Source organism: Pseudomonas sp. EGD-AK9 (genome assembly GCF_000465935.2).
Classification (GTDB): Bacteria; Pseudomonadota; Gammaproteobacteria; order Pseudomonadales; family Pseudomonadaceae; genus Aquipseudomonas.
The window spans coordinates 1-18,661 of record NZ_AVOF01000129.1 but is presented as its reverse complement, the minus strand read 5'-3'; the positions used below and the strand labels follow the sequence as shown (position 1 = coordinate 18,661).

Here is an 18,661-nt window from a genome sequence, read left to right as displayed (position 1 = left end):
CTCCAATCACACGAGTTGGCGGAAGGTGGGGTGGCGGAACGGATCGCCCGGCTGCAGGTTCGACAGCTCCTCGGTAAACAGAACGCCGGCCCTCGGATAGCCCGAGTCGCTGTGCTCCGGCAGTGGGTGGAAAGTCGCGTCGTCGCCGAAGAAACGGAATACGAAGGTATGGCGATCCGGGAAGTGCTGGTCGACAGGCGCGCCGCCATGCAGCGAGCCGGGGTGGATCAGCACCACATCGCCGGGTTCGGTGGCCCAGGACAGGATGTCGTAGGCGTCGGGGTTCAACTGGCGTTCGGCCTCGATATCGGGCAGCCGGGGCAGGGCGCCGCCGCCATGCAGGGGCTGGGTCGGGTCGTTCGGATCGCGAAAGGTGGTCCCGTCAAAGCGAGGGCCGCGGTGCGAGCCACGAATGATCTCCAGCGCGTTCTGCTTGGGCACGGATTCGAAGCTGATCCAGGCGTTACCCCAATGCTGACCGGCCCAGGGCAGGTAGGAGGTGTCCTGGTGCCAGAGTGTGCGGGAGCCGCGGCCGCCTGCCTTGAGGAACACTTCCTCGGCGAAGTACCAGACATTTTTCGAACCCCAGAGGTCTGCGAACAGCTGGCCGAAGGGCAGGGCGGCAACCAGTTCCTCCAGGCGTTCCTTCGCAAGCGGATTGGCGTTGTCGACGTGCGATTGCTGCACCGTCCCATCGAACATGCGGGTGGCATGGGGACCATGGTTCTCCACCGACCAGTCGTAGGCTGCTCGACACCGGGCCAATTGCTCCTCGTTCAACAGGCCTTTGATCAGGACTGCCCCATCGTCTTGGAACGCTTTGCGCAGAGAGTCGTGCATGGTGCTTTCTCCTCGGAGATTTCACTGAGCTGAGCAGCAGGCTAGCAGCGAACTTTAATTAACGCAACAGATGTTATTTTAAATTGGGGTAGAGCTGGCTTCGCGGGTATCGGTGCGCGAAACGGCGGGCGTTGTGACGCTAGGTGAGAAGGCTGACGGCGCGTATGTCGCTACGGGATCGGCGAAAACGATTGTGCTGTCGGGCAAGCGAAGAGGCTGCCAGATGGGGTGGGGACTGATCGCCAAGCTACGCGATGCGCGGGGCAAACCAGCTATTCGGGATACTAGGGGGGCGCTGCCGGTGAGACCAAGCAGTGACTGCTGGTTCGCACCTGATCGGCCTGAAACCACCTCAGAAATTGATGGCGTCGATCAGGAAAAGGGGCTGGATACGTCCCCCAAAACGGCCCCCAACGCTGTAGATTTTCATCTTAATCAGGCTGTAGGCCGCGTGAATTCTGGAGCGGGCGAAGGGAATCGAACCCTCGTCATGAGCTTGGGAAGCTCAGGTAATGCCATTATACGACGCCCGCGGCGGGTGCCTTTATACCGGAACTCGGCGGGGAAATGAAGGGCGAACCGGTGCTGGTCGTGCATCCGGTTCGCCGTGGGGCCTGCTCATACGGCGATGGCCTGCAACTCCTGCAGCCCGCCACGGCGTGGCAGCAGCAGGCGCTTGCTGGGGGCGTTGAAGAAGTCCAGCAGCACGCGTTGGGTCTGCAGCCAGGCGTCCTTGTGCTCCATGTCGAGGAAGTGGCCGGCGTCGTTGATCACGGCGAACTGGGCGTTATCGAGGTGATGGGCGAACAGGCAGGCGTCTTCCACCGAGGTGTATTCGTCGCGGTCGCCGTTGACGAACAGCAGGGGGATGTCGATGGCCTGCAGGCATTCCTTGCGGCAGTGCGCTTCCAGGCTGAGCACCTGTTTGATATGGGCATACATCTGCCGGTACTCGTGCTCGTCGAGGGTGCTGACGTGCTTGTGGTTGAAGCGCTTGAACAGCGATGGCAGGTGTTTGCCGATGGTGCTGTTGACCAGCAGGGCGATGTTGTCGCGGTCCACCGCGCCGAGAAAGCGCAGGCCCTTGTGCAGGTAGTCGAGCATCGGCACGTTGAGGATCGGCGAGAAGGAGCAGATCGCCGCCTTCTCCAGACTCGCCGGACGCTGGGCTAGGGCGAGCATGGAGGCGACGCCGCCCCAGGAGAAGGACATCAGGTAGTTGGCGCCATGGTGGTCGATCAGCTTGAGCAGGATCGCGGCTTCGTCTTCCTTGCTGATGGGCGTGAAGTCGCTGTTGAACGGCTTGGACTGACCGGCGTACGGCAGATCGAAGGCCACCACGTTGAACTGCGGCTGCAGGTATTTGATGGTCTGGGTGAAGGACGCCGTGGTCGCCAGGGAGCCGTTGACCAGGATGATCGTCTTGCTCGCTGCCGGGTTGCCGTAGAACTCCGTGTGAACCTTGTGCTTCCTGTTGATCTCGACGACTGCGGTTTGTGGCCTCATGTCGTTTCCTCCTGGCGCAAGTGTGACGAGGCGAGCGGTGGGCCGTTCGCAAGCTTTTGGGCAGTCAGATAAACGCCTGGACATGACAACCTAATGTCAGGCTGGAGGATTTTATAATTCTTTGATTTTCAATCAGTTAGGATCGAAACAGAGCGACTGCCCAAGCCTTTTAAAGGCCGGGAGCGAGGGCGGTGTTACCAGGCAGGAATCCAGTTCGCGCAGGGCGCAAGCAACCGATGGAACGCTTAGATGTCTGCTGTGACTCATTGGTCACGCCGAGACTTATGGTTCGATTTAAGCAGCGCCCTTGCAGCCATGCAAGAGCGAGTCACAGCTTTATCGCATATTGCTGCTGCCGTTGGTCGGTTAGCTTGCGAACGATTGCCGGCGTTGCCAGCGCCCCTCAAACGCTGGCGATTTCCGCGCGGGTCAGTGGACGGTATTGGCCGGGGGCAAGCGCGGGGTCGAGGTGGATCTCGCCCATGCTCTCGCGGTGCAGGGCGACGACCCGATTGCGGAAGTGGCCGAACATGCGCTTGACCTGATGGTAGCGGCCCTCGAACAGGGTCAGGCGAGCGCTGTGGCTGCCGAGCAGTTCGAGCCGGGCGGGCAGGGTGGTGAGGTCTTCATAGGCGAAGTACAGGCCGCGGGCGAAGACTTCGGCGTACTCGGCGGTGATCGGCTGTTCGGTGTCGACGAGGTAGACCTTGGGTTTGCGCTGCTGCGGCTGGGTGATGCGCCGCGACCAGCGCCCGTCGTTGGTGATCAGCAGCAGGCCGCTGGTATTCAGATCCAGGCGGCCGGCCAGGTGCAGGTCGTGTCTGTCCGGCTCGGCCAGTAGGTCGAGGACGGTGCGGTGTTCGTCGTGCTCGGTGGCACTGACCACGCCGACCGGCTTGTTCAGCATCCAGTACTGGGCTCGGCGTCCGGCCTGGAGCAGTTCGTCGTCCAGCTCGACGCGCTGGAAGTCGCGCACATCGAAGCGCGGGTCGTGAATCACCGCGCCGTCCACCCGCAGGCGCCCGGCGCTGATCAGCAGGCGGCTGTCCTGGCGGCTGAAGCGGGGGAAGTTGCTGAGGAAGCGGTCGAGGCGCATGGCTCAGTCCTGCTCGCTGCGCCGCTCGCGCTCGGCGGCTTCGACCACACCCGCGCAGGCTGGGCACAGGCAGGCCAGGTCGCGCTGTTCGGGCGTCAGGCGCTCGAGCACGGCCGGGTCGATGGGGGCCGCGAAGCACCAGCAGGCCTGGATATCCGGCGCGCCGTCGGCCAGGGCGCAAGCGTTGCCCTGGCCACAGAGCGGGCAGCGCTGTGCGGGGCTCACGGCGCTTCGTCCAGAGTGGCGGCGCAGACGCGGTTGCGCCCGCCCTGCTTGGTCTGGTTCAGCGCCCAGTCGCGCAGGAAGGTGTCGTGCGACATCATCGAGGCGATCTGGGTGGGGCGGATCAGGTCCTTCTGGATTTCCGAGTAGATGTTGTCCGAGGTCAGCGGCAGCTCGGTGTTGACGATGTTGTGGCGGATGCTCGCGCGCGAGGCGTAGTAGCTGGCCAGGCTGGTGGCAAGGAAGCCGCCCGGTAGGAGCAGGAGGGGGATCTGGGCCTTGCGCGAAGTGCTGAATGCCATGAGGTCGGGGCCTTGGAGACGTGGCGCAATGCTAGCGTGCCGCCGCAGGCGCGTCATCGGTGCCCGTGCGATTTGCGCTTGCGTGCCGCGGCCGCCGGGTTGTCAGCGGCGGCCGCGATGCTCAGGCCTGTTCCAGCACCACCACGCGCTGCCCGGCGCGCACCGGCGAGCCGGGCTGCACACGTACCTCGCGCACCGTGCCGGCCACCGGGGCGGTGAGGGGAATTTCCATCTTCATCGACTCGAGGATCACCAGCACGTCGCCGGCCTCGACGCGCGCGCCTTCTGCCACCTGCACCTGCCACAGGTTGCCGGCGATATGGCTGTCGATGCCGTGCTGGCCCGCGCCGAGCGGCGCATCCTCGCCGAGTTCGGCGGCCACCTCCTCGACCTCGAAATGCGCCTGGCCCGACTCGATCCAGCGCTGGCGTTCGGCGGCGAAGGCGGCGCGCTGCTGGCGGCGGAAGGCGTCGATGCCTGCGGCCTCATCGGCGAGGAACTGCTGGTAGTCGGCCAGGGCCAGCTCGCTGTGCTCGATACGCAGCGGGTAGCGGCCCAGGGGGAAGTCGCGGCGGATCTGCAGCAATTCCTCGGCAGAGACCGGGTAGAAGCGGATCTGGTCGAAGAAGCGCAGCAGCCAGGGCTTGCCGTGGAAGGCGGTGACTTCGCGGTAGCGGTTCCACATCTGCAGGGTGCGGCCGACGAACTGGTAGCCGCCGGGGCCTTCCATGCCGTACACGCACATATAGGCGCCGCCGATGCCCACCGAGTTCTCGGCGGTCCAGGTGCGCGCCGGGTTGTACTTGGTGGTGACCAGGCGGTGGCGCGGGTCCAGCGGCGTGGCTACCGGGGCGCCGAGGTAGACATCGCCCAGGCCCATCACCAGGTAGCTGGCGTCGAACACGGTCTTGTAGACCTCGTCGAGGTTGGGCAGATCGTTGATGCGGCGGATAAATTCCAGGTTGCTCGGGCACCAGGGCGCGTCCTTGCGCACCGTGGTCATGTATTTCTCGATGGCCAGTTGGCAGGCCGGGTCGTCCCAGGACAGCGGCAGGTGCACGATGCGCGACGGCACGCGCAGGTCGGTGGCGTTGCACACTGCATCCCACTCGCCGATCACCGCCGCCAGCAGGCGCGCCAGCGACAGGGTTTCCGGCTGGTAATGCACCTGCAGCGAGCGGATGCCCGGGGTCAGGTCGATCACCCCATCCAGCTGCTTGGCTTCCAGCGCCTGCATCAGCGCATGGCCGCGGAAGCGCAGGACCAGGTCCAGCTCAGGCGCGCCGATCTCCAGCAGCAGGTGGGTGTCGCCGGACAGGCGCGCGACCAGGCGGGTGTCGCCTTCGCCGAGGTCCAGCACGATAGGGCTTGAAAGCTCTGTCGAGTCTGTCGGAGCGGATTTATCCGCGATTGGGGTGCCATCCGTATCGCGGCTGAAGCCGCTCCTACTGAGGGTGGTGCATTCGCGTGCATTGCCCTGCGCCAACGCCCGCGCCGCAGCGATATCCACCGGCACGAAGCGCACCTTGTCGCCGGCCTTGAGCTGGCCGAGTTGCCACAGGTCGGCCTCGATGATGGTCACCAGGCAGACGAAACCGCCCAGGCTGGGGCCGTCCGGACCGAGGATCACCGGCATATCGCCGGTAAAGTCCACCGCGCCGATGGCGTAGGGATTGTCGTGGATATTGGACGGGTGCAGGCCGGCCTCGCCGCCGCTGTCGCGCACCCATTCCGGTTTCGGGCCGATCAGGCGCACGCCGGTACGGCTGGAGTTGAAGTGCACTTCCCAGTCGGTGGCGAGGAAGCGGTCGATATAGCGCTCGCTGAAGTATTCCGGCGCGCCGTGCGGGCCGTAGATCACCCGCAGTTCGCGTACGGCCGGCAGGGTCGGGCAGAGCTCGGCGGGCAGTTGTGCGCCGCTGCCGGTATCGGTCAGCGGCAGCAGGTGCAGCACGTCGCCGGCACGCAGGGCACGGCCGCCATGGCCGCCGAACTGGCCGAGGGTAAAGGTGCTCTTGCTACCCAGGTACTCGGGCACCTGCAGGCCGCCGCGCAGGGTCAGGTACGAGCGTGCGCCGCTACCGGCGATGGTGCCGAGGGCCAGGGTAGTGCCGGCCTTGATCAGCAGCGCGGTGTTCATTGGCTGTTCCACGCCATCGACGCTCAGCGGAATCTCGGCGCCGGTGACGGCGACCACGGCGTCCGTATTGAAGCGCAGCAGCGGGCCGCTCATGGTGATTTCCAGGCCGGCGGCGCCCTCAGCGTTGCCCAGCAGGCGGTTGCCCAGGCGCAGGGCGCGGCTGTCCATCGGCCCGGACGGCGGCACGCCGACGGCCCAGTAGCCGAGGCGGCCAGGGAAGTCTTGCACGCTGGTCTGGGTACCGGCGCTGAGCACTTCGAAGGTGCTGGGCTGATAGACGAGGTTTTCCAGGCAGCGCGTCCAGGGATGGCCGCTGGCGAAAGGTGCATCGCTGAGGATCTGGCGCAGGTAGTCGCGGTTGCATTCCACGCCGTATAGCACGGAGTCGGCCAGGGCCTTGTCCAGCGCGGCACTGGCCTCTTCACGGGTCGGCGCCCAGGTGATCAGCTTGGCGATCATCGGGTCGAAGTAGGGCGGAATCTCGCAGCCGGCCTCGACCCAGGTATCGATGCGCAGGGCCTTGCCGTCAGCGGGCGGGAGGGCTACGGCGGTGAGCAGGCCGGGGCTGGGCTGGAAGTCGCGGCCCGGGTCTTCGGCGTACAGGCGTGCCTGGATGGCATGGCCGCTGGGTTCGAGGGTTTTCGCCAGTTCGCTCAGCGGCGGCAGATCGCCGGCTGCCAGCTCGATCATCCAGCGCACCAGGTCGACGCCCCACACCTGTTCGGTGACGCCGTGCTCGACCTGCAGACGGGTGTTCACTTCGAGGAAGTAGAAGCGCTCGGCCTCGCTGTCGTAGACGAACTCGACGGTGCCGGCGCTGCGGTAGCTGACCGCCTTGGCCAGCTTGATCGCCGCCGCGCACAGCTCATCGGCCATGCCGGCGGGCAGGTTCGGTGCAGGGGTTTCTTCCAGCACCTTCTGGTTGCGGCGCTGTACCGAGCAGTCGCGCACGCCGAAGGCGAGCACCTCGCCCTGGCCATCGCCGAATACCTGCACTTCCAGGTGGCGCGCGCGCTGGATGTACTTCTCGATGAAGACGCCGCTGTCGCTGAAGTTGTTCTGCCCCAGGCGCTTGACCGCCTCGAAGGCTTCGCTGAGTTCTGCGGCCGAGCGGCAGACACGCATGCCGATGCCGCCACCGCCAGCGGTGCTTTTCAGCATCACCGGGTAGCCGACCTGTTCACCGGCGGCCAGCGCCGCATCGAGATTTTCCAGCAACTCGGTGCCTTCGAGCATCGGCACGCCGTGCTGCTTGGCCAGGGCGCGGGCGGTGTGCTTGAGGCCGAATACGCGCAGTTGCTCGGGCGTCGGGCCGACGAAGGCGATGCCGGCGGCTTCGCAGGCTTCGGCGAAGGCCGCGTTCTCGGAGAGAAAGCCGTAGCCGGGGTGAATGGCCTTGGCGCCGCTGCGTTTGGCGACGTCGAGAATTTTCTCTACCACAAGGTAAGTTTGCGCAGCCGGGCCGTCGCCGAGGCAGAAGGCTTCATCTGCCTGCTGGATATGCAGGCTGGCGGCGTCGGCCTCGGCATACACGGCCACGCCGCTGACATTCAGCTCACGCAGGGTGCGCAGGATGCGGCAGGCAATGGCGCCACGGTTGGCGATCAGGAGTTTGTCGAACATTCGAGGAGCCCTCGAAGGTGGCGGGCCGTCCCGCCGTCATTGGGTCTGCGCCACGGTCGTCCGTGGCGAAAAAATCGGGTGATGCGTATTGCTGTGTAGGAGCGGCTTTAGCCGCGAACCGGCGGAGCCGGTGGATGTAGAAAGCGACATCCACCCTACGGGTTATCGCGGCTGAAGCCGCTCCTACGGGAAGTGATCAATCCCAAACCAGGACTTCAGCCGGGGTCGGGTTCCAGCCGTTGCACGGGTTGTTCAGTTGCGGGCAGTTGGAGATCAGCACGATCACATCGGTCTCGGCCTTGAGCTCCACGTACTTGCCGGGCGCGGAGAGGCCGTCCTCGAAGGTCAGGCCGCCCTCCGGCGTTACCGGCACGTTCATGAAGAAGTTGATATTGGCGCCGAGGTCGCGCTTGCTCAGACGGCCGTCGTGCAGGCTGGCGCGCAGGAAGTTGTCGCGGCAGCTGTGCATATAGCGCTTCTCGAGTGCATATCTGACGGTGTTGCTTTCCTGCGCGCAGGCGCCGCCGAGGGTGTCGTGGCGGCCGCAGGTGTCGGCGACTATGGTCAGCAGCGGCTTGCCGAGGTTGGAGTAGAGCACCGTGCCGGTGGTCAGGTAGACCTTGTTCTGCTTGCGCAGGGTGCGCTGCGGATCGAAGCGCTCGCGCGGGGTGCGCGCGGCGAAGAACAGGGTGTCGATCGCCTGGTTGCCTTCCAGATCATGCAGGCGCAGGGTCTGCCCGGCCTTGACCTCGAACAGGTAGGGCTCGCCCGCCGGGATGGTGTGGCGGAAGCTGGCGGTTTCGGGATGCAGCTTGCTTGCGGTCAGGCTCATGTGTGCGCCCTCAGAGATACTGGCGTTCGGTATTGTGAAAGCCGCGGCCGTTTTCCGGGCGCGAGGTGCGGCAGAGCAGGGTGATGCCGTCGCTGGCGATCTTGCTCCAGCGCAGCTGCACCGGCTTGGGCGCATACTGCGGGTTGGGGTCCATCGGGTGCTGCAGGGCGGTGAGCACCACCAGGGTGTCCATCGGCGCATACAGCTCGATATGGTCGCCGGCCTTGGAGTTGTTCGGCTGGAAGTGGAAGACACCCTCGGCGTCGACGTCCACGCGGCTGAACAGGTTGAGGTTCATCAACAGGTCCTGCAGGTTGAGGTCCCACTTGCCCATTTCCACCAGCAGGTTGTCCATGCCGTTGCGGAAGAAGCCGTTGCGCAGTTCCTGGTAGCGGCCCTGACCGTATTTCTCCAGCACTTCGGAGGCCGACAGCACGCCGCCGAAGCTGTCGTGCCAGCCGCAGGTGTCGGCGGTGATGGCGGCCAGCACGCGGCCCATGTCCGAATACAGGCAGTGGCCGGCGGTGAGTTTGGCGGTGTGCTGGCACTTCAAGGTATCGGGCAGGTTCAGCCGCTCGCTTTTCTCGAGGGCGTTGAACAGCAGCAGGCTGACGTTGGCGCCGCCTTCGATATCAGTGATGCGCAGCAGTTGGCCGCGCTTGAGTACGAAGGAGGTGTGGCCGCCACCGGGGACGGTTTCCTCAAACAGGGTTGGGCGCAGGGCGAGAGAGGCGGTCATGCTCAGGCTCCTTGAATGCCGGCCAACTGGGCGGGCAGCAGTTCGGCCGCGGCACGCTGGCTGCGGCGACTTTCATTGAGGGGGATGTCGTAGGTCACCCGCGCGCCGTAGGCGCCGGGGGCGTGCGGGTCGTGGCGCGGCTTGTCGAAGACCAGGATGCGTGTGCCGAGGCTGAAGCCTTCACTCAGGTCATGGGTGACCATAAAGACGGTGAGTCGGGTCTCGTGCCACAGCTCGAGCAGCAGTGCGTGCATGTCCTTGCGGATGCCGGGGTCGAGCGCGCCGAAGGGCTCGTCGAGCAACAGCACGCGTGGCTGCATGATCAGCGCCTGAGCGATGGCCAGGCGCTGCTGCATGCCGCCGGACAGCGCACTGGGGTACTTGTCCAGGGCGTGGCCGAGGCCGACCTTGTCCAGCAGCTCGGCGGCGCGCTCGCGGGCCTGGCGCTTGGCCGCGCCGAGCAGGCGGCCGAGCAGCTTCGACTGCGGCAGTTCCAGGCCGAGGGCGACGTTGTCCAGTACCGACAGGTGGGGGAACACCGAATAGCGCTGGAACACCACGCCGCGGCTGGCATCCGGCTCGGCGGCCAAGGGTTCGCCAGCCAGTAGGATCCGCCCGCGACTGGGGCGTTCCTGGCCGAGCAGCAGGCGCAGGAAGGTCGACTTGCCACAGCCGGAGGCGCCGACCAGCGTGCAGAATTCGCCTTCGTTGATGTGCAGATTCAGGCGCTCAAGCACCACCTGGTCACCGTACTGCTGCCAGACGTTGTTCACCTCGATGAAAGCGCCTACTGCGCGAGCCGCTGACTGCGTTGCGCGGTGCTCGCAATCCTCATGGACTACCTGTCCACTCCGGTTGCTGCGCTCCGTGCGCCTTGCCAGCGACTCGCTCGCAACGGCTCCGCTTTTTTTATCGCTCATGGCTTGGCTCCTTCGTACCAGGGGAAGCACAGCCGGGTCAGCTGGCGCAGGCCCAGGTCCATCGACCAGGCCAGCAGGGTGATCCAGGCCACGTAGGGCAGGATCACGTCCATGGCCATATAGCGGCGCACCAGGAAGATGCGGTAACCCAGGCCGTCGGTACTGGCGATGGCCTCGGCGGCGATCAAAAACAGCCAGGCCGAGCCGAGCATCAGGCGCAGCGAGATCAGCAGGCGCGGTAGCAGTTGCGGCAGCACCAGGCGCAGGATCAGCGTCCAGGTGTTGGCGCCCAGGGTCTGCGCCTTGATCAGCAGCTCGCGCGGGATCTCGCGGGCGCGCTGCTCGATATCGCGGGCGATGCAGGGGGTTATGCCGATCACGATCAGCATCACTTTCGACAACTCCCCCAGGCCGAAGACGATAAACAGGATCGGCAGGATCGCCAGCGGTGGGATCATCGACAGCACGGTCAAGAGCGGCGACAGCGGCGCGCCGAACAGCGGCAGGCTACCGGCGGCGATGCCCAGGACCAGGCCGGCCAGCGCCGCGACGCCCAGGCCCAAGGCCAGGCGCTGGAGGCTGGCGGCGCTGTCGACCCAGAACAGGTACTGGCCGCTGCGCTTGTCCTCGGTCAAGGCCAGGCGCTCGATGGCATCGGCCATCTGGCTGGCGCTGGGCAGCAGCTTGTCGTTGGGGTTGTCCGCCAGCCGCGCGGTCGAGCTGCTGAAGTAGAGAAACAGCAGCAGGGCGAAGGGCAGCAGGATCAGCAGCAGGCGGCTGCCGCGGTCCGGGTGTCGGTTGATCAGACGCATGGGCTATCTCTGGTAGGGTGCGCCGTGCGCACCATCGGTACTCGCAGGGAGGGTGAGGTCTTATCCACCCGACGAAGCCGTATTACGCGAAGGTTTCCGCCTCAGAGCTTGCCGTCGGCGGCCATCTGCATATAGCTGGGGTCGAAGCGCAGCTTGAGGTTGCTCGCATCGCCGGTGACCAGGTCCTTGGCGAAGCTCATGCCGATGGCCTCGGCACTCTGCGCGCCCTCGCCGAGCAGGCCGTGGGCGAAGGAGAATTCGGCCACCTTGGTCATGGTCGCCGGCAGCTTCGGGCTAGTGGCGAAGGCCACGGCATCGCTGGCCGAATAGAACATTCTGGTCGCCGCCAGCTGCGCCTCGTAGCCGGCCAGGTCGGTGCCGGAGGCCTTGGCCATATGCTCGCGGGCGGCCTTGCCCTCGGCCGAGTCGCTGCTCATGCGGGCCATGATTTCGTACCAGGCGCCGGTCAGCGCCTTGCCGAAGGCCGGGTTGTCCTTCAGCGTCTGGCTGTTGACCACCATCAGGTCGATGATCTCGCCGGGAATCTGGCTGGAGTCGAACACCTTGGTCACCTGCGGCGTGGCCTCGATCTCGGCCAGCAGCGGGTTCCAGGTGGCCACGGCCTGCACGCCGGGCGTGGCGAAGGCGGCGACCAGGTCGGCGTCGGAGGTGTTGACCACCTTGAGGTCGCGCTCGCTCAACTGGGCGCGCTCCAGGCCGCGGGCCAGCAGGTAGTGGGAGACCGACAGCTCCACCAGGTTGACGTCCAGGCCCTTGAGGTCGGCCAGGGTCTTGCTCTCGCCCTTGAGCACGATGCCGTCGTTGCCGTTGGAGAAGTCGCCGATGATCAGCGCGGTGCTGTCGACGCCGCCGGCGGCGGGGATGGTCAGGGCATCCATGTTGGTCATGGTGCAGCCGTCGAACTGCCCGGCGCTGTACTGGTTGATCGACTCGACGTAGTCGTTGATCTGCACCACGTCGATGCTGATGTCGTATTTCTTCGCCCACTTGTCGACGATGCCCTGTGCGTCGCCGTATTCCCAGGGCATCCAGCCGGCGTAGATGGTCCAGCAGACGCTGAAGTCGCTTTTCGGCGCGGCCTGGGCCGAGAGGCTGAGCGCGGCGCCAAGGCCGACGGCGGCGAGAACGGAGAACAGACGGGGTTTACGCATGGGGAACCTCCAGTTCGAGTAAGGGGCGGGCAGGAGTGCGCGGCGGTTTCCCATCGCTGGGGCGCGTTCTCCCGGGCTTTTGTCCCGCCGTGTAACCTCGAAGGAGGTCGCCAACTCTCGGACCAGTCGCGCGCCGCTGTCGGCGCGCCGGAACCCTAGTCGGCCATTGCAAATTGTGGTGCCGCGATCCCGGCGAGCCGGGTTGTTCCTGCACACAGGGTCTATAGCGAACATCGTGCCAGTTGCCCGCGGCGGCTAATCCGGGCCTTTCGCCACCGGCGTGGTCGAAATCTGCGCACTGCTGGTGCGTGCCGGGCTGTGTGTGCCTCTCGATGGGGCGTTATAGCGCCCCGTCGCTGGCCAGCTGCATATAGCGATGGTCGAAACGCAGCAGGATGCGTTGAGCATTGCCCAGGGGCTGCTCGCCGCTGAAGGCGATGCCCAGGTTGCTCAGGCCCTGGCCACTCTGGCCCAGCAGGCCGTGCGCATCGGCGAAATGGGCGATGCGCTGCATCAGGTCCGGCAATTTGCCGGTCTGGGCGAAGTTCAGCGCATAGCGCGGGGCGTAGAACGAACGCAGGGTGTTCAACTGGGCCTCGAAGTCCTCGGGGCTGGTGTGCGCGCCAGCCGCCATCTTCGCCCTGGCCTCACGCCCGGCGGTGGTGGGCAGGCCCAACAGACGCTGGGTTTCGAACCAGGCGCCGGTCAGCGCGCGTCCCAGCTCCGGGTGCTGGGCCAGGGTCTGGCTGTTGACCACGGTGAGGTCGAGGATCTCGCCGGGAATCAGGTTGGAGGTGAACACCTGGCTGACCTCGGCCTGGCGTTTGATCTCGGCGAGGATCGGGTTCCAGGTGATCACCGCGTCGCCGCGGCCGGCGAGGAAGGCTGCGGCGATCTCGGTGTCGGAGACGTGCTCGATGGTCACCTCGCTTTCCTCCAGCAGCGCCCATTCCAGCGCGCGGCTGAGCAGGTAATGCGACACCGAATGCTCCACCAGCAGCACGGTCTTGCCCTTGAGGTCACGGATGCTCTTGCCGGAGCCGCGCAGCAGCAGGGCGTCGGCGCCGTTGGAGAAGTCGCCGATGATCAGCGCGGTGCTGTCCACGCCGCCGGCGGCGGGGATGGTCAGGGCGTCCATGTTGGTCATGGTGCAGGCGTCGAACTGGCCGGCGGCGTATTGCTCGATGGAGCCGACGTAATCCGGTACCTCCTGCACCTGGATGTCGATGCCGTATTTGTCCGCCCATTTCTTCACGATGCCCTGTTCGGCGGCATAGCCCCAGGGCATCCAGCCGGCGAAGATCGACCAGCACAGCTTGAAGGTCTTGGGCGCGGCCTGGGCGACGGGAGCGGTCAGCAGGGCGGTGCAGAGCAGGGCGGTAAGCAGGGTACGCAATGACATGGTGACCTCGGCGGCAGGGAACGGAGGCGGGAAGGCGGGCAGCCGTGCTGCGCGTTCTCCCGGGCTTTTATCCCGCCGTGTAACCCCGCGGCTTCCCGCCGCTCTATGAGGTCGCCCACTCTCGGACCAGCCACCCGCCTGGTGGGGCGGGCCGGAACCCTAGTCGGCCATTGTCTGCACGCAGCGCTGTTCGCCTTCCCGCTGCGGCGCCTTGCCAAGCGAGGAGCGTGCCAGCGGCCATGGCGAGCCTGTGATGGCCGTCACTCGGCTGCACGGAACGTGATCCACTGCCGATGGTCGAACCAGCATGCCGATAGAATTGTGCCCGCGCCGCTTGCGGGGCATCTAATGGCCACTGGAAATTCGAGGAGTATTCCGACATGCGTGGTTTGACTGTGATGGTATTGGCGTTGCTGCTGGGCGGCTGCAGTTTCAGTGCGCCGGGCGTGCATGCCCGGGTCGGCGATCCCGATGTGATTCATGTCGACCTGGGTGGCCGCGGCTACCACGGCGGCGGTCACTTCTGCCCGCCGGGGCACCGTATGAAGGGGAGCTGCTGATGAAAACCTTCGGCGCGTTGCTGCTGGCGATCAGCCTGGCTTTCGGTCTGTCCGGCTGCAGCCTGAGGCTGCCTGGTATCGGCATCGATATCGGCGATGTTGGCGGCGGTCCTCCCCACTGCCCGCCGGGGCAGGCCAAGAAAGGTCGTTGCTGATCCAGTCCCGGGCCTCGCGGCCCGGCCTCTTCCCTCGGGGGCGCGGTGCGCGTCCCCCGCTTCCCCTGCGGAGGCTCCCCATGTCCTACAGAACCCTGCTTGCTGCCCTGCTGTTCATCCCGCTCAGTGGCTGCGCCGTGTACGGCGACGGTTACGACCGTGGCTACCGCGACCATCATCACTCGCACCACTATTACAACGGCTACCGCCGCGATTACTTGCCGCCGGTCTACGTCACGCCGCGGTACTACTATTACGACGACCGCCGCCACGACCGCCATCGCCACGATTCAAAACACTACGTGCCGGTACCGCCGCGCCAGTATGGCTTCTACCAGCGCGATCACAAAGGCCACGACGGCTACTCGCGCCACGACGGCCGCCGCGATGACTGGCGCCGCCACGACGGTCACCAGCGATCGCAGCAAAAGCAGCATCTGCAGGGCCTGCCCGCCGGCAAGCACTGGGACGGCAAGCGCCAGCAGCAGGTGCAGCAGCGCTACTCCCGCGACGACCGTCACTCGCGCGGCGAGCAGCAGCGCAGCGGCGACTGGCGGCGCAACTAGCGGCGTTCAGCACCGTGGCGGCAGCGGCTGGCGATCCACCCGGCGAATTTCCTCCACCAGTGCCTGCGCCGCCGGCGACAGGCTGTGCCCGGCACGGCTGACCAGGCCGTAGGCCGACTGCTGCTGCAGGCTCGCCGGAGCCAGCGGCAGCAGGCTCAGCTGGCCGGCCGCCACTTCCTCGGCGATCACGTCCCAGGGCGCCATGCTCAGCACCTCGCTGTCGGCCACCAGGCGCTTGAGCACCAGAAAGTTGTCGCACTGCACGCTCAAGGGTTGCGGCCGGCCGCTGGCCGCGCCGAGGCTGCGCTCTACCGCCTGCGGCAACTGGGTGCCGGCCAGGGGGAAGTCGAGCAGGTCGACCAGGCGCAGCTCGCGGCGTTGTAGCAGCGGATGGCCGGGGCGGCAGAACAGCACGCCGGCATGCGTCTGTAGCGCCTCGATCTGCAGTTGCGGGTCATCCTGCAATTCCCGCACATCGGCGACGAACAGTTCGACGCCGGCCTCCAGCAGCCGCTCGCGCAGCTCCAGCCAGTTGCCGATCTCCAGTCTCACCTGTACCCGCGGATAGCGTTGCAGCAGCCTGCCCACTGCCTGCGGCACCAGCCGTGCGGCCGGGTAGGGGCCGGCGCCCAGACGCAGTTCGCCGGCCTCCAGGTTGTCCAGCTGGCTGACCGCGTTGCTCAGCGCCTGGCTGCCGGCCAGCAGGCGGCGGGCGTGTTCCAGCACCAGCTGGCCGTGGGCGGTGAGGCTGATGCCGCGGCTGTGGCGATCCAACAGGCTGCAGCCGAGCTGCGCCTCCAGGGCCTGGATGCTGCGGCTCAGTGCCGGCTGGCTGAGGTGCACGGCTTCGGCGGCGCGGGCGAAGTGGCCGTGTTCGGCGAGGGCGACGAAGTGACGGAGCTGGCGTAGGTCGTTCATGCGCTGCCTGCATTGGTTCGTGGATTCGAATGCATTGGAATTATCAGGCGGCCTTTGCCAACCTGCCAGCACTTCAACAACAAGACGTCCTATCGCCATGAGCACCTTCTCTCGCCTTGGCGGCCTGCTGCTGGCCGCCGCCTTGCCCCTGAACGCGCAGGCCGAACTGCCGGCCGAGCGCATCGAGCCGAGCATCCACGCCGAGCTGGCCGCGCACACCAAGCACTTCGCCCAGCAGGTCTACCGCGTCGCGGGCAACGTCTACTCGGCCGTCGGCTGGCAGCTGGGCAACGTGGTGATGATCGAGGCGCCCGAGGGGCTGATCATCGTCGACACCGGCGAGTCGGTCGGCGAGTCGCGCAAGATCATGGCCGAGTTCCGCAAGCTCACGGACAAGCCGGTCAAGGCGGTGGTCTACACCCACTTCCACCCGGACCATATCAACGGCGTGCAGGCCTTCGTCAGCCGCGAGCAGGTGGAACGCGGCGAGGTGCAGATCTACGCCCACGAAAGCCTGCAGGAGAACGTGGTGGCGCAGGGCGCGCTGGTCGGGCCGATTCTCGGCGTGCGCTCGGCCTACAGCTTCGGCTCCTTCCTGCCGGCGAGCGACCTGGAGGGCATGAACGCCGGCATCGGCCCGCTGGCCAAGCCCGAGCCGTCGTCCTTTATCGCGCCGACCGTGACCTTCGCCGAGCGCCTGGACACCCGCATCGCCGGCCTCGACGTGCAGCTGCTGCACGTGCCCAGCGAGGCGCCGGACGAGATCACCCTGTACCTGCCGGACAACCGCGTGCTGATCAGCGCCGAGGTGGAGCAGGGGCCGACCCTGCCGAACATCCATACCCTGCGCGGCACCAAGTTCCGCGACCCGGTGCAGTGGGTCGCCAGCCTGGACAAGCTGCGCGAATACCAGGCCGAGCACATGGTGCCGCTGCACGGCCGCCCGGTCAGCGGCCAGGAGCGGGTCGAGGAGGTGCTGCGCATGACCCGCGACGGCATCGCCTATATCCACGACCAGAGCGTGCGCTGGATGAACAAGGGCCTGACCCCGGACGAGCTGGTGGAGAAGGTCAAGCTGCCGCCGCACCTGGCCGGCTACACGCCCTACCTGCGCGAGTACTACGGCACGGTCAAGCACAGCGTGCGGCAGATCTACAACGGCTACCTGGGCTGGTTCCAGGGCGACCCGGTGGCGCTCGACCCGACCCCGCCGCGGCAGCAGGCCGAGCGGCTGATCGCCCTGGCCGGTGGCCGGGAAAAGCTGCTGCTGGAGGCCGGCAACGCCTACCTCAAGGGCGACTACCAGTGGGCCGCCGAGCTGGCCGGCTACGCCATCCGCGTCGACCGCGAGGATCGACTGGCACGCGAGATCAAGGCGCGCAGCCTGCGCAAACTGGGTTACGCCAGCATGAACATCAACTGGCGCAACTGGTACCTGATGAGCGCCATGGAGCTGGAAGGCAAGCTCGACGGCGAGGCCATCCGCCAGCGCTCGCAGGAGATGCGCAAGGTCCTCCTCTCCCCGGACATGGTGCGCAGCTTCACCCCGCAGGCCTTCCTGCAGAACTGGGTGACGCGCATCGACCCGGAGCAGGCCGGCGACCTCGAACTGACCCTGGGCTTTCGCTTCCCGGACGTGAACGAGGAGTGGGCGCTGGAAGTGCGCCGCGGCGTGGCCCAGTTGCACTGGGGCATTCCCGAAGGCACCGAGCTGCGGCTGAGCATGGACAAGCGCTTTATGGAAACCCTGCTGACCGGCGAAGGCGGCCTGGTCAAGGGCGCGCTGCTGGGCGACGTGCAGGTCGAGGGCAACCTGCTGGAGATCCGCCGCTTCCTCGCCTGCTTCGACTTCGCCGACGAGTCCTTCGGCCTGACCCTGCGCTGAGCACCGTTCCAGCCGAAAGAGCGGCGGCAGCGCCGGGCTGGCCCGGCACACTGCGGCGATCGCCCAACCGGAGGATCGCGATGAAACTGCTGTCGTTCGCCAAGGGCGCCCTGGCCATGTTCTGGCTGGTGGCGCTGCTCAACCTGCTCTACCCCTTCGCCGCGCCGCTGGGCGGCTGGGTCAACTGGGCCGCGCTGGCGCTGTTGCTGGCCCATCTAGGCGAGCTGCTGCTGTTTCGCGCGCGCCTGCACGGCCGGCCGGGGCTGTGGCGGCAGCGCCTGCAGGTGCTGCTGTTCGGCCTGCTGCATCTGCAGACGCTGCGCTGAATGCCGTTGGCCCGGAGGCAATCCGGGGCGGTCGCCGCGCTTTATCCCGGATTGCATCCGGGCCAAGACTGCACGGCGTACTCGCGCTTTCGTAGGAGCCGGCTTGCCGCGATCCGCTTCAAGGCATCGCCAGCAAGCTGGCGCCTACGGACCGCTACTCCACGAACAACTGCTGCACCACTGAAAAATCCTGCTTGCCCTTGCCCTGCTTGAGCAGCAGGCGGTACAGCTGAAGCGCCAGGGCGCCCATCGGCGTGCTGTTGCCGCTGTGGCTGGCGGTTTCCTGGGCCAGGCCGAGGTCCTTGGCCATCAGTTCGGCCATAAAACCGCCGCTGTAGCCCTTGGAGGCCGGGGCGTTCTCCATTACCCCGGGCCAGGGGTTGTACTTTTCCAGCGTCCAGTTGCCGCCGGAGCTCTGCCGCATGATCTCGGCCAGGGTCGCCGGCTCCAGGCCGTTGGCCACGCCCAGGGCCATGGCCTCGGCGGTGGCGATCATCTGCACCGCCAGCACCTGGTTGTTGCACACCTTGGCCACCTGGCCGGCGCCGTCCGGGCCGGCGTGGAAGATGTTCTTGCCCATGGCGGCGAGGATCGGCCGCGCCTTGTCCAGGGCGTTGGCCTCGCCGCCGACCATAAAGGTCAGGG

General features: G+C 66.4%; 18 protein-coding genes, 1 tRNA gene, 1 pseudogene and 2 riboswitches. Of the genes and pseudogenes, 5 read left to right on the top strand and 15 right to left on the bottom strand.

Annotation, left to right across the window (positions count from 1 at the left end; translation table 11 throughout):
- Positions 1–6 precede the first annotated feature (6 nt).
- The 13 genes and pseudogenes from N878_RS07130 to N878_RS07070 form a co-directional block, all read right to left on the bottom strand.
- The gene (locus N878_RS07130) at positions 7–840 is read right to left on the bottom strand and encodes a phytanoyl-CoA dioxygenase family protein (RefSeq protein WP_021442978.1); all 834 of its coding nucleotides are present in this window, start codon (positions 838–840) and stop codon (positions 7–9) included.
- A 459-nt stretch (positions 841–1,299) separates the two neighbouring features.
- Positions 1,300–1,373 (bottom strand) — tRNA-Gly (locus tag N878_RS07125).
- An 85-nt stretch (positions 1,374–1,458) separates the two neighbouring features.
- Entirely contained in the window at positions 1,459–2,346 is an 888-nt protein-coding gene (locus N878_RS07120; RefSeq protein ID WP_021442977.1) for an alpha/beta fold hydrolase, read from the bottom strand.
- Between the two features lie 403 nt (positions 2,347–2,749).
- A complete protein-coding gene (locus N878_RS07115; protein WP_021442976.1) occupies positions 2,750–3,442 on the bottom strand; it encodes a pseudouridine synthase in 693 nt (230 codons plus the stop codon).
- 3 nt (positions 3,443–3,445) lie between these two features.
- Positions 3,446–3,667, bottom strand: coding sequence for a cysteine-rich CWC family protein (locus N878_RS07110; RefSeq protein ID WP_021442975.1), 222 nt, complete (start codon positions 3,665–3,667; stop codon positions 3,446–3,448).
- A gap of 59 nt (positions 3,668–3,726) precedes the next feature.
- A pseudogene (locus N878_RS07105) lies at positions 3,727–3,966 on the bottom strand (GGDEF domain-containing protein); the annotation flags it as partial.
- 121 nt (positions 3,967–4,087) lie between these two features.
- Positions 4,088–7,729 carry an urea carboxylase gene (gene uca / locus N878_RS07100; RefSeq protein ID WP_021442973.1) on the bottom strand — a complete coding sequence of 1,214 codons (3,642 nt, stop codon included), beginning with the start codon at positions 7,727–7,729 and terminating at the stop codon, positions 4,088–4,090.
- Between the two features lie 196 nt (positions 7,730–7,925).
- Positions 7,926–8,561 (bottom strand): urea amidolyase associated protein UAAP2, encoded by a 636-nt coding sequence (locus N878_RS07095; protein WP_021442972.1) that lies wholly within the window; start codon positions 8,559–8,561, stop codon positions 7,926–7,928.
- A gap of 10 nt (positions 8,562–8,571) precedes the next feature.
- Positions 8,572–9,300 carry an urea amidolyase associated protein UAAP1 gene (locus tag N878_RS07090; protein WP_021442971.1) on the bottom strand — a complete coding sequence of 243 codons (729 nt, stop codon included), beginning with the start codon at positions 9,298–9,300 and terminating at the stop codon, positions 8,572–8,574.
- A gap of 2 nt (positions 9,301–9,302) precedes the next feature.
- Positions 9,303–10,220 carry an ABC transporter ATP-binding protein gene (locus N878_RS07085; protein ID WP_082457809.1) on the bottom strand — a complete coding sequence of 306 codons (918 nt, stop codon included), beginning with the start codon at positions 10,218–10,220 and terminating at the stop codon, positions 9,303–9,305.
- A complete protein-coding gene (locus N878_RS07080; protein ID WP_021442969.1) occupies positions 10,217–11,032 on the bottom strand; it encodes an ABC transporter permease in 816 nt (271 codons plus the stop codon). Before N878_RS07080 ends, N878_RS07085 begins: the two co-directional genes overlap by 4 nt.
- A gap of 101 nt (positions 11,033–11,133) precedes the next feature.
- Positions 11,134–12,204 carry a putative urea ABC transporter substrate-binding protein gene (locus tag N878_RS07075; protein ID WP_021442968.1) on the bottom strand — a complete coding sequence of 357 codons (1,071 nt, stop codon included), beginning with the start codon at positions 12,202–12,204 and terminating at the stop codon, positions 11,134–11,136.
- Positions 12,205–12,270: 66 nt separating this feature from the next.
- A riboswitch (guanidine-I (ykkC/yxkD leader) is annotated at positions 12,271–12,374 on the bottom strand.
- Between the two features lie 170 nt (positions 12,375–12,544).
- A complete protein-coding gene (locus N878_RS07070) occupies positions 12,545–13,606 on the bottom strand; it encodes a putative urea ABC transporter substrate-binding protein (RefSeq protein ID WP_021442967.1) in 1,062 nt (353 codons plus the stop codon).
- Positions 13,607–13,660: 54 nt separating this feature from the next.
- Positions 13,661–13,780: riboswitch (guanidine-I (ykkC/yxkD leader) on the bottom strand.
- Positions 13,781–13,986: 206 nt separating this feature from the next.
- Here N878_RS07070 and N878_RS07065 point away from each other — a divergent pair.
- The 3 genes from N878_RS07065 (at position 13,987) to N878_RS07060 (ending at position 14,887) form a co-directional block, all read left to right on the top strand.
- Entirely contained in the window at positions 13,987–14,166 is a 180-nt protein-coding gene (locus N878_RS07065; RefSeq protein ID WP_031302854.1) for a hypothetical protein, read from the top strand.
- On the top strand, positions 14,166–14,321 hold the full coding sequence (locus N878_RS28875; RefSeq protein WP_021442965.1) for a hypothetical protein: 156 nt from the start codon (positions 14,166–14,168) through the stop codon (positions 14,319–14,321). Before N878_RS07065 ends, N878_RS28875 begins: the two co-directional genes overlap by 1 nt.
- Positions 14,322–14,401: 80 nt before the next feature.
- Positions 14,402–14,887: a hypothetical protein gene (locus N878_RS07060; protein WP_021442964.1), complete on the top strand. Its 486-nt coding sequence runs from the start codon at positions 14,402–14,404 to the stop codon at positions 14,885–14,887.
- 6 nt (positions 14,888–14,893) lie between these two features.
- Here the strand turns inward: N878_RS07060 and N878_RS07055 are convergent, their stop codons facing one another.
- Entirely contained in the window at positions 14,894–15,805 is a 912-nt protein-coding gene (locus tag N878_RS07055; protein ID WP_021442963.1) for a LysR family transcriptional regulator, read from the bottom strand.
- 97 nt (positions 15,806–15,902) lie between these two features.
- Here N878_RS07055 and N878_RS07050 point away from each other — a divergent pair, with 97 nt between their 5' ends.
- Both N878_RS07050 and N878_RS07045 read left to right on the top strand, forming a co-directional pair.
- Positions 15,903–17,690, top strand: coding sequence for an alkyl/aryl-sulfatase (locus N878_RS07050; RefSeq protein WP_021442962.1), 1,788 nt, complete (start codon positions 15,903–15,905; stop codon positions 17,688–17,690).
- An 80-nt stretch (positions 17,691–17,770) separates the two neighbouring features.
- On the top strand, positions 17,771–18,016 hold the full coding sequence (locus N878_RS07045; RefSeq protein ID WP_021442961.1) for a DUF1145 domain-containing protein: 246 nt from the start codon (positions 17,771–17,773) through the stop codon (positions 18,014–18,016).
- Between the two features lie 154 nt (positions 18,017–18,170).
- On the opposite strand, the gene N878_RS07040 is transcribed toward N878_RS07045, so the two are convergent.
- Positions 18,171–18,661 (bottom strand): NAD-binding protein (locus N878_RS07040; protein WP_021442960.1); only part of this gene is annotated, 491 nt, incomplete at its 5' end.